General features: G+C 64.9%; 4 protein-coding genes. All 4 read right to left on the reverse strand.

Features of this window, described 5'->3' with window-relative positions; translation table 11 throughout:
- Positions 1-60 precede the first annotated feature (60 nt).
- The 4 genes from BM017_RS15400 to gspE all read right to left on the reverse strand — a co-directional run bounded on the left by BM017_RS15400 (position 61) and on the right by gspE (position 16,650).
- Entirely contained in the window at positions 61-12,303 is a 12,243-nt protein-coding gene (locus BM017_RS15400; protein ID WP_092245881.1) for a filamentous haemagglutinin family protein, read from the reverse strand.
- 205 nt (positions 12,304-12,508) lie between these two features.
- Positions 12,509-13,696 carry a substrate-binding domain-containing protein gene (locus BM017_RS15405; protein WP_071491222.1) on the reverse strand — a complete coding sequence of 396 codons (1,188 nt, stop codon included), beginning with the start codon at positions 13,694-13,696 and terminating at the stop codon, positions 12,509-12,511.
- Positions 13,697-14,020: 324 nt separating this feature from the next.
- Positions 14,021-15,232, reverse strand: coding sequence for a type II secretion system inner membrane protein GspF (gspF, locus tag BM017_RS15410; protein ID WP_058427213.1), 1,212 nt, complete (start codon positions 15,230-15,232; stop codon positions 14,021-14,023).
- Positions 15,232-16,650: a type II secretion system ATPase GspE gene (gene gspE / locus BM017_RS15415; RefSeq protein ID WP_092245884.1), complete on the reverse strand. Its 1,419-nt coding sequence runs from the start codon at positions 16,648-16,650 to the stop codon at positions 15,232-15,234. The genes gspF and gspE overlap by 1 nt, the downstream gene beginning before the upstream one ends.
- Positions 16,651-17,088 lie beyond the last annotated feature (438 nt).

The following is a 17,088-nucleotide window of genomic DNA, read 5'->3' on the forward strand; positions in this document are numbered from 1 at the left end:
AAAAAAAGGGGCGATCATTGATCGCCCCGAACGGTACATCGAGAGGTCCCTTCCAAAGCCTTACAAACTGATCTGCTTGCGCTCCTCATCCGTCAGCCGCGCTCGCGCCTGTTCGCTCAGCGGCCCGGCGCCCAGCACCTGCACCGGGCTGTTGGGGTTGTAGCCGGAGGTTTTCTGCGCCGGCGCAGGCTCCTGCGGCAACGGTTCGGTGCCCAGGCTCAACACTTCCACGGTCATGATCGACGGCCTGCCCTGTTTGGCGGCCGCCTGCTGGCTGCGCGCCGCGTCTTGCGCGGCCTGGGACGCCGCCGCACCGGCCGCGCTGGCCGACGTCATGGCGTTGGTGTTGACCGCAGCAGACACCGGCACCCCGGACGACTTGCCCTGGCTCTGGATATTCGCCGCGTTCACCACGCGCAAGGCGGCAATGTTGACGTTGCCGGACACACGAATGCCCGCCTCGCCGGCATCGATGGTGCCCAGCGGTGCGATCAGGTCGATGTCCCCCGACGGCACTTCCGGGATCGGGTTGAGCGTGGCGATCCCCGCACCGGTACTCGGCACCGACGGCGACAGGCCGACGTTGCCCCAGTTGTCATACACACGCTTGGGCGGCGTGTACACCACGGTGGTCTTGGAACCGCGCCCGGCGTTGATGTCGCCTTCGCTGGTCCAGCCCATGATCGAGCCGCCGAAGGTGGTCATGATGCGGCTCTGGCCCAGCAGGATGCTGCCCAGGGAATACAGCTGGATATCCCCCGCGCCCTGGGTGATCACCCCCGCCGTCGACGGTGGCGCCGCGCCTTCGATACCGAAGGTCTGGCTGCCGCCCGGCGTGAGCATCTGGATGGCCCCCCCGAAGTTGGTGTGCACGCCCGCGCCACCGAACATCGTGATGTCGCCTTTGTAGGTGATCGGGTTGCCGGCCACGTCCTTGTCCGGGAACAGCGCCGCAATCGCCGCGCGGCCACGCAGGTAGCTGCCCTGGCGCACGCTGCCAGCGGTGTTGTACTCACGGCCGGCGGCCTTGAGCTCGGCGAAGTACACGTCGCGGGCGAACACCCGTTGTTGCTCGGCGGGGAGCGCCGCGTAGTAAGTGCGGGCCTGTTCGGCGTCTCCGGTAAACCCGAAGCGCTCGACCAGCCAGGCGAGCAATTCTCTCTCGTAGGTCTTAGCGACCTTGCTGCCCTGGATCGACTCACCCGGCAGCGCCAGGTTGGCGGGGTTCAAGTAAGCCTCGACAAACCGACGGTAGTCCGGCCCCTTGGGCCCGACACCGGCTTGCAGGGCGATGCTGGCACCCGCTCGGTTGTCGCCGGCCGCCACGGCGCCCAGACTGTTCACGCCCACCTGATCGTCCATCTGGATAGTGCGCCCGGCCGTCAGCTCAAGGGTCCCGGGGCCCGCGACATTGAAACTGCTGTAGAGGATGTCGCGCCCGGCGCTGGCAATGGAGATATCAGTCGCCCCCGTGTGCACGAACAGGTTACCGGTGAACGTGTATTCACCGGTGCTCACGTCCCCGCCAAGGGCACCATTCAAGCGGGTGCCGCTGCTGACGATATCGCGCCCGGCGAGCATCCAGACCGGGCCTGCACCTTCGTAGTAGGTCTGACCGAAGCGTGGATCGTTTGCCCCATAGAGACTGAGCGCCCGTCCACTGTTGACCCCCAGCAGGTCACCGCTGAGCGCATAGAAACGCGCCGGTTCCAAGGCGCCGCCCCATGCCATGCTCGCGGTGTCAGGGCCAAACGCGAACAGCGGGTGAAGCCCCAGGCGTGCGATGTTGCCATCACTGGAAAGATTGCCGCTGCCTGCGACCGGCAAGCTGTTGATGAAGCCCAGGAACGCCGGACGCTGGATCGTCGCCAGGCTTTGCGGACTTGCGCTGGAACGGCTGATGGTCAAGTCGCCGCCGTAGATCGAATCGCCCGCCAGCAATTCCAGTTGACCGTTGGCCGACGGTGCCAGCACCAGCGCCTGCAATGGCTGCGGCACATTCGGGTTACTCGTCGACGCACGGCCGTAGTACAGGCTGCCGCTGGCGGCGACCGCACGCAATGTGGCGGGGTAGACCGCCGCCATATCGGTTTCCAGCGTCTGGGTCAGTGGTGTGAGGTTACCGCCGGAGGAGAACAGATCGACTGCCGTACGGTCGGTCCACAGGCTGAACCAGCTCTGTCCTACCCCGTTGACGCCTTCCTTTGCGTAGGCCAAGGCATTCATCTGCGGTACGCGGCCTGGATCGGCGACATCCTGGAGGACCAGGTCGCCCCGGGTAGCCAGGCTGAAGGTCGAATCCCCTGGCAGCAGGCTCAAGCCGCCGGCCGCCATGGCCGAGGTGGAGCGCAGCGGGTCGTAGGCGCGCACTTCGCTGGGGCTCTGGTCCCTGGACTGGTTGCCATAACGCAAGGTCAGGCTGCCCAGGCTGCCGCCCGTCACCTGTACGTGGCCGCGCAGGTTCACCAACGAGCCATTGAGGTGATCGACGGTGACCTGACTGGCGGGGTTCAGCGCATCGCCCACCCGCAGGTTCAAGTCGCCACCACCGCTCAGTTGCACACTGCCATCGGCGGCGACCCGCCCTGTACCGCCGACCGCCAGAACGAGGCCTTGGCTGCGTGGGCTGACGTTCTGGGCGGTTGACGACAGCGCACTGATGATTCCCGCATTGCCCCCCACATCAACCGTGAGGTTGCCGCCACCCAGGGTGCCGAACCCGGTAAAACCGACCATCTGGTCCGAACGCACGTTAGCGACGTAAGAACCGAAATTGATCCACCAGGCGGTCGCTTGTGCCTGGCTACCCTCCAGGTTATTACCCTGTCGCCACAGCCAATTGCCGACATTGGCTGAATCCAGCCCCAGGTCGACAGGCACAGGACGCGCAACGCCATTCTGCGCAGGGCTGGTGATATTGCCTGTCAGGTCGCCCCCCACTTTGACCAGCACATTGCCGCCCGTGTCCGGGTACCAGGCGCGGTACAGGCTGTCGGGGCCACCGTTGACCCACTTTTCGTTACCGCCGACGTTACCCAGGACCTTGCCATTGCCGCCAAGGGCACGCTTGAGGTTATACGGGTCGCCAGCCGAGGTGCCCGTGGAGGAGCTGCCGGCGGTGTAGACACCGTACAACGACTCCATGCTCAGGTTGCCGGCTGCCAGCAAATCCAAGTCCGCAGCGCCGGTGCGGATGACACTGAAACGCGTGCTGCCGCCCGCCAGCAAGGTGTAGGCATCGCCCTCGGACGAGCAGTATTCCGGCATATCGTCACAAATGCCGGGGTAGGCGTAGCCATCATTCACATCGATGGGCTTGCCCACCATGCTGTTGTCGCCATAGACATCCAAAGAGCCCTGCTCGGTCCAGACCAGCGCACCCTGCCCGTACATCCCATAGTGACTGTCGGCCAACCGAAGGTTGCCGGTGACCGGGTGCGGTTGCAGCAGGCGACTGTCCGCCGCGCCGGTGTCCGCGCCGGCCAACAGCCGAATCGACCACGCTTGCGAGCCTTCCTCCAGCATCGGCGCAATCGCCCAGTTCTTGCCCTGGCGACCGGCATCGGCGACACGCAGCTGTACCGACGCCGCACCGTCCGGCAACTTGACATCGGTACCCGACGGCAACAGCGCGCCACGGGGCAAGACTTTACTGCCTGCCAGCTTGAGGCTGGTAGCCAAAGGCACTCCCTTGGGCCAGATCAGCCCGTTGACGTTGGCCGCACTGCCCAACAAGGTGCCGGCGTCCAGCGTGCTGCCGGCGGCGAGGGTCTGGCTCTGAACCAGCAGCGTGCCCGCGGCGAACAGCACATTGCCCGATGCGTCCCGCACGTCGGCGGCCAACACCGTCCCGGCAGGCAGCACCAAGGACTGGCTGAGCGTTGCCGCGACGGGCAACCGCGTGCCAGCAGGCAGGAACAGCGGCTGCGTCGGCACATCGAAATTGAGCGTCACGCCGCCTGGAAACAGGGTGCCATCCGCCAGGGTCACACCACTGCCCGGCACCACCACCGTGCCGCCGGTGTAGTCGATACCTGCCCGCAGGACCCAGCCATTGTCATCATCGGTTTGCGGCGGCGGCGCAAAGCCGTCGTTGATGCTGCCGTAGATATTCAAGTCGCCACCGGCGCGCAGGGTCAGGCTGCCGGCCTCGGTAGGTTGGGTCGACTTGAGGCTGGCGTAGCGATAGCCGGACAAATCCAGGTCGCCCTGTACCACCAGGTCGCCGTCGGGCGTCTTGCTGATAATCTCCACACCAGGCCGCAGGTGGAAAACATCGCCGTAGGTGGCGTTATTCAGGCCTGCCAGTTTGTTCTGCAGCAGGTTGGTATTGCCGAGCGCAGCATTGATGAACGCCGTGCTCAGTGCGTGCTTGCCGTCGAGGTAGGCTTGGTCGATCGCCTGGTACGGACGTCCGTTCGGGGTGGCATCGGTCCTGGTCGGGGCATCGTCGTAGGTGACCATGCCATTGAGCGCGATGGAACGTGCGCCGGTGATGGTCAGGCGCCCACTGGCATCGATGGCAATGTCATTGCCGCCCAGACGGGGCGCGTTGAGCTCCAGGGTGCCGAGACTGCGTCCGTCATTACCGGCCCCTGCCCCCGTGCCATGGCGCAGGTCGATGCGCACGCCATCGGCCAGGGTCAACTGGCCCTGGCCGGAGCCGAGCACAACGGTGGCGCGGTTCGGCGCGTCGATGACCTTGCCATAACTGTCCACGCGCACTTGCGTGCCATGGGCATCGAGCACCGCCGTACCGTCCAGGACCAGGCCGTTCCTGGCGGCCAGGTTGATGCTGCCGACGCGCTCGCCGCTGGCGTCTACCAGGCCGGTAACGCGCAGGCTGCCATTGTCTAGCGAAACGTTGACGCTGTTGGCCTTCACATCGCTGCCGATGATCAGATCGCCTTGCTTGAGCTGAAAGCTGCGCGAGCCATACACCTGGCCTTGATTGAGGCGTTGATTGAGGGCGGCGAACTGTTCATTCAATGTGCCGCTTGTGCCCAGCCGCTGGGCCTGGATCTCCACCGCGCCCGCCAGGTAAGGCACCCGCGTACCGCCGGCATCGTAGTCGCCGCTGCTGCCAGCGACGATCCTGCCCGCCAGGTCGACGGTGCCCGCCGCGCCCTCTACGGCCACCACCCGCAGCCGGCCCGCCTGGTTGTGCTGCGCCGACAGGTCGATGGTCGAACCGACCGCCTGCAGCACGTTGCCCGCACGGCTTTCCAGCAGGACCTCGCCGCCAGCGCTGTATTTAGGCAGGTCGTTGAAAGCAATGGCCCGGCCGGCCACATCGATCAAGGCCGCATCAGTCAACACCACATCGCCACGGGCGCCCAGGGTGAGCTTGCCGCTGGGCAATACCACCGCGCTGGCCAGGCGGATGCTGTCACCCTGCAAGGACAACTCGCCGCCAATGCCCTTCGCTTCGCCCACCGGCCCCGCCGAGGCGCGCACATCAATCGCGCCACCGGCTGTGATCCGGTTGACTGAGCCGGCTTCACCGCTCATCAACGGTGTGAGGATATTCAGGTTGCCGCCGTTGTAGGCAAAGCCCTTGATCGCGTCATAGGCGCCCTGACGCTGATACACCGAGAGGCTGCCCTTATGGTTGGCGGTGATGCGCTGGCTGGCGTTCAGGTTGACGTTGGCAAAGCCCAGGGCCAGGCGGTCAAAGGACTGGGTGGTGCTTGGCTGGGCAAAATCCCCATAGCCGAACTCGATGCGCTCGGCATGGATATCCAGGCGCCCGCTGCCGCTGCCGGCACCGTCAGTCACTGCCGCCACGGGCGGTGTCGCGGCCCCCTGCCAGATCAGGTTGGCGGTATGGATGGTGGCTACATCGTTGGCGCCGCCCGCACCATAAATAGCCGGCGTGGACAGCATCAGGTTGCTCAGCATCGACTTGCCGGTCGCCGAGTCATAAGTGTCCAGGGTCGTGGTGCCATAGAAGTTGAAGCTGTCGCGTGCCGACAGTTGCAGGGTTTCCAGGGCCGGCGCGCCAAATTGGGTGTCCCCCCGCAGCAGGCGCTCCAGGACTTGCTGGGTGAGGGTCATGCCCGCCGGCAGGCGATTGCCGGCAGCGGCGGCGGCCAAGGCTTCGGGGCTGCCGACGTTGATGCTGGATACGCCCAGGTTCAGGTGACGGGTGCCATAACGCACGTCCGCCCCCATCTGCAGGGTGCTGTCGGTCAAGGCAACGAGTGTGCCTTCGGAATACAAAGCGGTCTGGCCGCTGCACAGCGTGCCAGTGCAAGCCCCCAGCTCGATCCCGCCGCTGGTCACACCTGCCATCGGCGTTGCTGCGACCACGTTGAGCAGGCCGTTGGACACCGCCAGCATATTGGGCATGTTGTACACAAAGCCGTCACGTGCGTCATAACTGGCCTTGCCGCGACCGATGGTGTTGATCGAGGCCCCCTGTTCGACGGTTACCTTGCCGGTAGAGGACACCAGCAACACTTCCGGCGCCGCCAGGTTCGCGCCTTCGCGCAGGTTGATGTTGCTCAAGGCTCCGTTGGCCAGGTTGATGTAGTTGCCGCCCTGACCGTAGGTCACCACGGTCAGGCCACCGATCAACAGACGCGCCGCGCCGAGCGCGTTGAGGCTCTCGGCCTCGACGCTGATGCCGCTGAAACCCGGGGTTGCGCCCTTGCCTGCCGCGACGATCTCAATGTCCTTGCCCGTGCTCCTGTTGCCATTGGTCAACGCCACGGTGCCACCGTAACCGCCGTCGGCAGCCTCGAAGCGACCGATACCCTTGAACGAAAAGGCATTGGCACCCGCCCCCGGGCTGAGGTTCAGTTGCAGGGTCTTGGCATCCACCGGCAACAGCGCACGCGGCACCCCGAGGCGGGCCGCGTCGGCCACGGCGAATTGCGCATAACGGGTCTCGTTGTATTGGGAATATCGGCGCAGGGTGTCGGCGGCGGTGAGGATCACCTGGCTCGCCGTACTGTTGCCGATGCCGGTATTGGCGATGGACAAGCGCCCCGCAGTGGACCATGAGCCGTTGCGCAGCAACTGGGTCGTGCCTTCGCTGCCGAGCCCCGCCAAGCCGTTGATTTCCAGGCGGAAGGCCCCCGGCATCAGGGCATAAGTGGACGGCATCAAGGTGTAGGTGCCCGCTGTCAGCCCCGGCACACCGGCACCGATCGTGATCTGCTGGCCAATCAACGGGTCGGTCGCCCCGCCCTCCGGCCCCACCGGGGCATAGCCCGGTTGCGCGCCCGGCACAATCGCGTAGACCGGGTTGGTGCCCAGCCCCGGCAACACAAAACCGCCGGTTGCCCCGAATTGCACCAGGGGGTTGTAGCGCGCATCGGTAGATCCGCCGCGCCCGGAAATAAACCCGGCCCCAAGCAGCTCGCCGCCACCGGAAAGGTCCACGGTAGCGTCAGGCTGCACCACCACCGATTCGCCACCCAGGACCATCCCGACATTCAGGCTGCCGTTCGCGTTAGGCAACGCCCCCTGCCCAAGGAACGTCACAGTCTTGCCGTTGTATTTGTAGACCTGGCCGTCTACCGTGCCGCCGTAGGGCAACACCAATCCCTTGCCACTCACCGAGGTCAGGCTGCCGGGCAGCAGCTCGACGCGGCTGGCCCCGAGGTTGCCGATTTCGATCAGGCCCAGGGGCGCACGCACCACCCCGCCCTGCTTGATCGTCGGGCCGCCCAGTTGCAAGCGGCCAAACGCCGAGTACGGCATGGCGGCATCAGCAGTCCCCGTGCGCGCGATCGTCAAGGTACGGGTCGGGTCGTACTTGAAGCCAGAGAAGGCATCGATAAAACCGGCCAGCACCCGTGCGCCAACGTCCGTCGCCGGGTACAACTGCGCGGCGCGCAGCGTCATATCGCCTTTGGTCATCAACTGAGTACTGATGCCCTGCGCGATCACGTCCGCCCCGGCACCGGCCAGGAAGCGCAGGTCACCCTGGCTGCTCAACTGCACATCATCGAAGCCACGGCGATCGATGCTCTGCTTGCTGGCATCGCTCAGCGTCAGGTCACTCTGGTTGCCGAACAGCACATTGCCGCGCACGTCGATCAGATTGCCACTGGCCTGGAACAGCGCCTGGCTGGCACGTTGCGACAGGTTGGACGCCAGCACCGGATGCAGGTACTGGTCCTTGCTGGGGTCCAGCGGCGCAAGGATGCCGGCCAGCAGCAGATAAGGCGCAGACAGGTTGATGCGAGCGTTGGCGGCGGCGTTTTCGGCAAGGCCCATGGCGCCGCTGTACAGGCGCAGGCTTTGCCCCATGTTCAGCGACACATCACCGTCGAAGCTCAACACGCCGTTGCTGAGCAAGGCCAGGTTATCAAAGCCGCCGGTGGTGACCTGGTCCACACCGAGGCGGCCATGGCCGTACTCGAGGGTGTCCGGGAGGGGGCTGGCTTGATGGGACTGGCTGAGCACCAGTTCACGCACCTTGAGCATCGGGTCGGTGACCGCCGCCTTGAGGTAGTAAGGCGTTTCCAGTGCCAGCGATAAACTGCCGCCCGCCGCCGCGGCACCGCCGGCCCGGGCGACCAAGCTGCCATCCAGATACAGGCCATTGTTGGACGCAACGCTGATGCTGCCGCCATTGCTGGCCACCTGCACCCGGCCCTGGCCCGGAATGTCGAGCATCGCCTGGGCACCGGAAGCGTCCAGGCGCGCGCCGTCGCGCACCACCACAAACAGGTCGCTGGCCTTGGCAATGCCGGTGGCCAGGTCAATTTCGCCGCCGAGGCTGATCCTGCCACCCTGGCCGACCTGGCCGTAGAGGCGCCCGCGATTGTCCGCGGCACTGATCGCCCGGGCTGCCACATCGATCACCGCGTGGTCGCCGACCCAGATCGAGCGGTTATGCCCGGCGGCATTGGCCACCTCGGAACCGACAGCGGTCAGGCCTCCCAGATTGACGCTGCCGCCCCAGGCATTGAGCGTGCCGTTGACCGTCAACTGGCCGACGCTGCGCAGGTTGATGCTCTGGCCCGGGTCGACGTTGATCACCGCGCCCCGGCCCACTGTCAGGGCCGTGGTAGCCAGTTCGGCCGCCGTGGATTCCTGCCGACCGGCAGTCAGGCTCAGGCTGGCGCCACGGCGCTGGGTCAGCACGCCTTTGGCAGCGTCTTGCTGATACAGCGCAGGGGTCCAGCGCTCCAATACCGTGGCAGGGTCGCCTCCCGTTGGCGCAGCGGACGTCTGCTCGCCAAGGCGATACACCGGCGTGGTGACATCCACCTGGGTGCCATCAGTGACCAGCAGGCCCTCGTTGCCGGTGATGTCATAGGCCGAGAAGCCCTTGTTGAAGAAGTCTTGCGCCAGTTGCACGGTGCCGGCGTCAGGCGCCCCGGTGCTGTTGCCGATCTGTACCTTGCGGGCCTGCAACGCCAGGGTGCCGCCGCCATTGACACCATAACCGCGAATCTCGCCCTCCAGCCCCAGGCTGCCCAGTGCCCCCAAGGTCACGTCACCGCCCTTGCCGCCGATGAGCTTGCCATCCACGCCGAGCGTGGCGCCGGAAGACGCCTCCACCACGCTGCCTGACGCCAGGTTCAGGTTGCCGGTGCTGCGCAGCGACACCTTGCCGCCGTTCACATAGGCCACGCCTTCACCAAGGCTCGGGTCCAGCGCCAGGTTGTTCCAGCGTCCGGCGGCGTCCAGCTTGACGCCGGTCGCCACATCGACCCGTCCGCTGCCCGCGAGGATCACATCGCCGACGGTGTTGCCCGCGTTGAGGTTGACCTGAGTGAGGATGTTGCCCGCGTTGATACTGCCCCCCCGGGCGGTGAGATTGGCGTTGATATCGACCCCCGGCCCGAACAAGGTGATGTCGCCGCCGTCTGCCACCTTGAGCGCACCATTCACCGTGATCTGCTGCTTGGCGCCCACCTTGATCGCGCCCAGTTGGTAACCGTTGAGCGGGTCGCTGTCGAGCACCATCTGGCCCTGGCGATCGGCTGGCAGCGCCGTGGTGAGGTCCAGGCCATCGGCGATTTTCCGGGTATTGCTATCGATCAGCACCTGGTCGGCGGTGCCGCTCAGGGCATAGCGCAGCGTGCCGGTGGTCTTGTTGTAGATCGGAATGTACTGGCCGATGATCAACTGCGCCCGCTGGGCCATGGCCTTCTTGGATTGCTGGTAGCCGTCGAGGTTGATGTTGGGCGCCTGGGTCTGCCGATCGCCCTGGAACACATCACTGATCAACTGACCTTCCAACACCGCACTGGTGGTGCCGACCACCAGTTTGCCGGCGTCGCGGCCTACGGTGTAGCCGGCCTCGTAGCGGCGTTGCGGCGCGATCAGCGGGTTGTAGTAATACTCGGTCTGGCCCCAGCGCGCGCTGGTGTCTTCATAGCCCTTGTAGAACCCCGAATAGAGAATGTCGCCGGGCGCCTTGGACAATTCATACAAGCGGCCATTGGGCCCCTTGAGCCAGGTCTGCTGGATGTAACCGGCCTGCACGTCCACGGTGCCGCCGGACAGGTTGATCTGCGCGCCCGTCTGAGTGACCACATCCTTGCCGGTAAAGGTCACCGTGCCGCCCTGGGCCATCCATTCGCCGACCGAATGTCCTTGAGTACCGAGGTAACCGCCCACTTCCAGCAAGCCGCCGGCGGTGTACCAGCGATCCGTCGCGTAACCGTTGGTGCCTGCCGGTACAAACACCAGCTCGCGCAGGTCGACCCACACATCGTTGTTGATCAGTTGCCCGCCGTCACGGTTCACCGGAGCATCGCGCTGCTCGTTACCCTGCACGTTGATCTTGATCGTGTTGGATGCCATCGACACCTTGACGCCGACCGCGCCTGAGACGTCGATCATCGCGCCATCGCGCACCAGGCTGCGCCCGGTAGCGCTGACCGCCACCTGGCCGCCGGTGGCCAGGGTGATCGAACCCTTCTGGAAGTCCACGGAGCCACCGCTGACGATCTCGACGCGTGATTGGTCGGTACGGTCAGCCACGGCGCTGAGGTGGTTGAACCGGCCGGTGATCAGGTTGGCGGGTGTTCCGTCGAGTTTGACCAGCCCGTTGTCTTTCTGGCTGTTGAGGGCGGTGCTGCCACTGGCGTCCAGCAAGATCGCGGTGGTGCTGCCCTCGCCCAGGGTCACGCTACCGGTGCTGTCGCTGGCAGCGTTGAGCAGATGAATCGTGCCGCGAGTGTCCACCGAGGTGCTGGCCAGCGCCACGCCGTTTTGCTGCACCTGGTGGCCGGTGAGGGTGATATCGCCGGTGGAGGCCATGATCAGGCCGCTGTTGGTGACTTTACCTGCGCTGCTGCCAGGGTTGAGGCTGGTCGCCACCTCATTGCCACGCGTGGTGGAGCGGTCGTTGCCCGTGGTGCCGACACCCTTGCGGATGTAGAAACTGTCGCCGGCGGCCAGGGTGGTCTGGCCCTTGGCGGTGATGACGGTGCCGGCGTTTTCCACTTCGGTACCGAGCAGCAAGGCATAGCCGCCGGCGTCGGTGGAGGTGGCCGGATTGTGGGTCTGGATCAACGCACCGCGCTGCACCTGAACCTTGCCTGCCGCATCGGTGAAGGTCGGCTGGGTGCCGTTGGCATCGACGTAGAGGCCGCGTTGGGTGAACTGCTCGTCGGTGATGTTCGCGGCGGCCGCCACCAGGTTGCGCACGTTGACCTGGCTGGTGCCGCCGAACACCACGCCGTTGCGGTTCATGATCATCACCGTACCGGCGCCATTGATCTGGCCCTGGATCTCACTGGGGCGCGCATTGGGATCGTTGACGCGGTTGAGCACCGCCCAACTGGCCTGCTGCTGGAAGTCCACGGTGGTGTTGCGCCCGACGTTGAACGTCTCCCAGTTGAGGATCGCCTTGTCGGCGGTCTGCTCGATGGTCACCGTGGTCTTGCCGCCGGACTGGCTCTGGGTCGGGTTCTTGGCGTGGGTCCAACCCTGGGTCAGGCTGTTGTCGACCTGCAGGCCGCCCTTGCCCAGGCCATCGGGAATCGCCGAGACCTGACCGAACGCCGCCTGGCGCCCTGCCGCTTGCGCGGCCTGCTGGGCCGCAATGGCCGCGACACTGGTGTTCAAGGTACTGATGGAGCGCGCCAACTGCTGCTTGACCCGCGCCTGCTGGTTCAATGAAGGAATCCCCGGCACCTGGCCGGCACCGGTACGCGCTGCCGTGGCCGCCTGGGACGCGCCCTTGTCGGCAAACCAGCCGGAACTGAACGCCGTGGCTGCCTGGGCGTTACCCGCCACCATCAATAAGGCAATGGCATGGGCCAAAGGCTTGAGACACAGAACGGTCTCGGGGGCTTTCAGGTTGACCGGCGATTTGCAGCGGACCATCGGGAATCTTCCTTCTTTGTTATTACGCAGGGAGCAGGACAGGCTCACGTATGAGGATTAGGCGGTTGGCGAGGGACACGACTGAACTTCTGTCATGCAAAGTTCACATGACGCTGTCGGCGCGGCGGTGAACAGCACAAACGCAAAAATCAGCAACGGCGCAGGCCGTTGCTGATCAGGTGTTGCGGGTCTTTGAAAGCGTGGGTTACAGCGGACGACCGATGCCGTTGCAGACGTTGGTGTTGCCGATGCTCAGGGCATTGGTGGCGGTCAGGAAGCTACCGCGAATAGCGATTTTCCAGTTGTTTGGCAGTGGCACGAACGCGTTGGCTTCGATCGCTGCGTCGTTGTTGGCAGACGAACCGTAGTGCTTGGTGAAGAAGTCACGCACTTGGGTGGTCTGGGTGGCATCGGCGTAGCACTGGCTGAAGATCACGTTGGTGAAGCCCAGGATCGGGTAGCCCGACGTTGGGTAAGGCACCACACCCGCGGTGTTGGCTTTGCCGAACACGGGAACCCAAGCGTCAGGGTTGCCACGGTCAGCGACAGCAGGCAACGGCACGGCATTGATGGCAGCGGATACGTTGCTCGCTTTCGGCGATACACCCTGGACCGCCACACCGTTGACCACGTCCTTGCCCACGCGAGCGACTTTAGTTGCGTCATCCAGACCGGCCAGGGTCGGGGCGGCGAAGTCAGGGCTCATATAGGTGATACCGCCGTCGGTACCGGCCAGGGTGGTCATCACGCCTTGGCTGCCAGTTGCGGAAACCGCGCCGGCAGGCAAACCACCGGTGTAGCTGGTGCCGAAGGTGGTGGTGACATTGAAGGTGCCGGTTTCAGCGCACTTGGCATTCAGGAAGCGCGTGAACAGTTCGGTGGTGCCACTGCTTTCGCTGCGGTAAACCACTTTGATGGCGCCACTGCGACCCGAACCTGTGATACCGCTCCAGTCGGCGATACGGCCGGAGAAGACACCGCACAGCTCGTTGATGCTCAAGTCAACGGCCGCAGTCCCGCTTTTGTTGAACGGGATGGCAACCGAAGTACCCACCGATGGCACTTGGATCAGCTTGCCCCAGGCAGGTTGCTTGGCCGACGCATACGTCGACAGTTCAGTAGCGCTCAGCTTGGAATCGCTGCCCGCCCAGTGCACGTTCAGGTTGGAAACGCCAGCCTTCAACTTGGTGTAGTCGTTGGTCAGGAAAGCTGCCTTGCCATTGCCGCTGCCCACACCGATGTACGGGGCAAAACCTGCGGTCAACACGCCAGACGTCTGGTACAGCGCTTGTGGCAGGGTTGCGCCGCCGCCGTTGATGTCAGCCATTGCAGCCTGGGCCGAGCACAGTGCAGCGAGGGTCATGGATACCGCGAGAACGTTGCGCTTAAACATGAAGAATCTCCTTTCGTCGTGTTTGTACGTTTGGGGTAGAGGGCTCTTGCATGACGCCATGGCTTCGGTCCCGAGCCGTGTTCAGGGGGGTGGCCAGGGGTTAAAACCATGGGACAGAAATTCGCAGTTTCCGATGACGTTTATAGGAAAAAACCTCGGGAGGAACACCTTGATTTTTAAAAAGATTCTCGGGTGTTCCAGTCATGATTCCGAGCGCTTTGGGCGCAGGTGACAGTCAGGTTTCAGCGCGTATGGCTGGAGGCGGCATGGGCTGTCGGAATGTGACGGAACGAGGAACCCGAGGTTGGACGGGAGCAGGTGCGGTCAGGTGACCAGTTGGTTGATCTCGATGATCGGCAGCAACACCGCCATGACGATCACCAGCACCACGGCCCCCATCACCACGATCATCAGCGGCTCCAGCAACGCGGTCATGCCCATGGCACGCCGTTCGATATCCCGCGACAGTGTCTGCGCCGCGCGCTCCAGCATGGGCGGCAGCGAGCCGGTTTTCTCGCCGCTGGCGATCAAGTGGATCAGCACCGGCGGGAAGACCTTTTCCACCGCCAGCGCCGGGGCCAGGTTGACGCCCTCGCGCACCTTGGCGGTGGCATCGCTGACGCACTGGTCGAGCCGGTCGTTGGACAAGGTTTGCCGCGCGGCCTCCAGGGCACGCAGCAACGGCACCCCGGCACCGCCGAGAATCGCCAGGGTCGAGGCGAATCGTGCCGTGTTCAACCCCAGTACAAAACGCCCGATCAATGGCAGGCGCAGCACGCGGCTGTGCCAATTCAGCCGCGCTACCGGATTGCGCAGGTACAGGCGCCAGCTCCAGAAACCGCCGACGATCCCGGCAAGACACAGCCAGCCCCAGGCGCGGATGAAGTCACTTGCGTTGAGCATCGCCAGGGTAAGCCCCGGCAGGTCCTGGCGGGCCTGGGAGAACGCGCTGACCACCTGGGGCACCACGTAGCTCAGCAAGAAAATCACAATGCCGATGGACACCAGCCCCACCACACCGGGGTAGATAAACGCGGTGAGGATCTTGCCACGCAGGTTGTTGCGCTCCTCGATGTAGTCGGCCAAACGCTCCATCACCTGGGCCAGGTCACCGGACTCCTCCCCCGCCGCAATCAGCGCGCGGTAGATCGACGGAAAATCCCGAGGTCGCGCCGCCAACGCATCCGCCAGGCGCATGCCGCCCCGCACATCGGCGCGCACGGCGGCCAGGGTCTGGGCGATATGCTTTTTCTCGGCCTGCTCCACCGTGGCACTCAGCGCGGCTTCCAACGGCAGGCTCGCACCCAGCAGGCTCGCCAGTTGCCGCGTGGCCCAGGCCAGGTCGTTGTCCGACAGTTTGGCGCTGAACAGGCTGCTGCCCGTCGCGGCCTGCTGATTGCCTTCGATCTGCACCAGCAACGCGGTCAAACCGCGACTGCGCAGGTTGGCAAAGGCTGCGCTCTGGCTGTCGGCCTCCACATGCCCGGCCTCGACTTTGCCGCTGCTATCGGCGGCTTCATAGCGATAGCGATTCATCAGGCGTCCCGTGTCACACGCAGGATTTCTTCGGGGGCGGTGGCACCGCTGCGCACCCAGCGTTCACCGTCTTCACGCATGCTCAACATCCCGGCGCGGCGCGCGGCCAGGCGCAGGTCCTGCTCGTTGGCGCCCTCATGAATCAGGCTGCGTACCGCATCGTCGACACAGAACAACTCATGGATCCCGGTACGTCCGCTGTAGCCGACCTGGTTGCATTGCGCGCAGCCGACCGGGCGCCAGGTGCCGGGCGCGGCGGGGTCTTCCTGCTTGCAGTGCGGGCACAGGCGCCGTACCAGGCGCTGGGCCAACACCCCCAACAGGGACGACGCCAGCAGGAACGGCTCCACCCCCATATCGATCAGGCGGTTGACCGCCGACACCGCATCGTTGGTGTGCAGGGTCGCCAGCACCAGGTGACCGGTGAGCGAAGCCTGCACGGCGATTTGTGCGGTCTCCAGGTCACGGATTTCGCCGATCATGATGATGTCCGGGTCCTGGCGCAGGATCGCACGCAGGGCCAGGCCGAAGGTCATGTCGATCTTGGCGTTGACCTGGATCTGGCTGATACCCGGCAGGTCGTATTCCACCGGGTCTTCCACGGTGAGGATATTGCTGGTGCTCGCATCCAGCCGCGCCAGGGCGGCGTACAGGCTGGTGGTCTTGCCACTGCCGGTGGGCCCGGTGACCAGCACGATGCCGTGGGGCTGGCGGATCAGCGTATCCAGGCGTGCCAGCAGCTGCGGCTCCATGCCCAGGGTTTCCAACTGCAGGCGCCCGGCCTGTTTGTCCAGCAGGCGCATGACCACCCTTTCGCCATGGCCGGTGGGCACCGTAGACACGCGAATATCGATGGGCCGCCCGGCCACGCGCAGGGCGATACGGCCGTCCTGGGGCAGGCGTTTTTCGGCGATATCGAGTTGGGCCATGATCTTGATCCGCGAGACCAGCGCGCCATGCAATGCCTTGCGTGGCGAGACCACGTCACGCAGGGTGCCGTCGACACGGTAGCGCACTACGGAATGGGTTTCGTAGGGTTCGATATGGATGTCGCTGGCTTCGTCGCGGGCGGCCTGGGTGAGCAAGGCGTTGATCATGCGGATCACCGGGGCGCCGTCCTGGGTGTCCAGCAGGTCGGTGATTTCGGGCATGTCTTGCATCAGGCGGTCGAGGTCGACCTCGTTTTCGGCGGCGCCGACGACGGCGGCGGCGCTGCCGGTGTCGGCGTACGCGCTGGTGAGCAGGCCGTCGAGTTCGTCGTCGCGGACCTGTTCGAGGTGGGTTTGGCCGAATTGGCGGTGGACTTCGCTGATGGACCAGCCGGGGGTTGAGGGGCAGACCGTCAGCAGCATGCCCTGGTCGCTGGGGCGCAGGAGGATGCGTTGGGATTTGGCCCAGGCGTAGGGCAATAGGCTCATGGTTTTGGCCCTGTTTGTAGGTGTACATATCCGTTGCTGCGGTAACGGCTACTTAGGGTTCCGCCCTTACGGCGGCTCACTTTTGAAGAGCGCAAAAGTAAGCAAAACGCTCTTGCCCCAACACTCGGCACCTCGCTCAGGCTCGGTGTGCCCGTAATCCGACAGTGATTTGGGGGGCCGCCGCCACGCGCCATCCATGGCGCGGGGCGGCTAAACCGGCATCCCTGCCGGTTTACCCCCCAAATCCCTGCCGAATTCCGGCCAGCGTGTTTGACGGGGCGCCTCAGATCAAAATCAAAAGCAAAGCGCGGCGGCCTGGTAGCCGACCGGATCGTTGAGGCGTGCGCGTTCCCCCTGAGCCGGGCTTGCCCGCGATGGTTGTTAACGATGACGTGGGAAACCAGAATGCACGCGGCGCGCTCACTGGTATTAGGGCTG

It is taken from the genome of Pseudomonas sp. NFPP04 (assembly GCF_900113815.1).
In the GTDB taxonomy this organism is placed as follows: Bacteria; Pseudomonadota; Gammaproteobacteria; order Pseudomonadales; family Pseudomonadaceae; genus Aquipseudomonas; species Aquipseudomonas extremorientalis.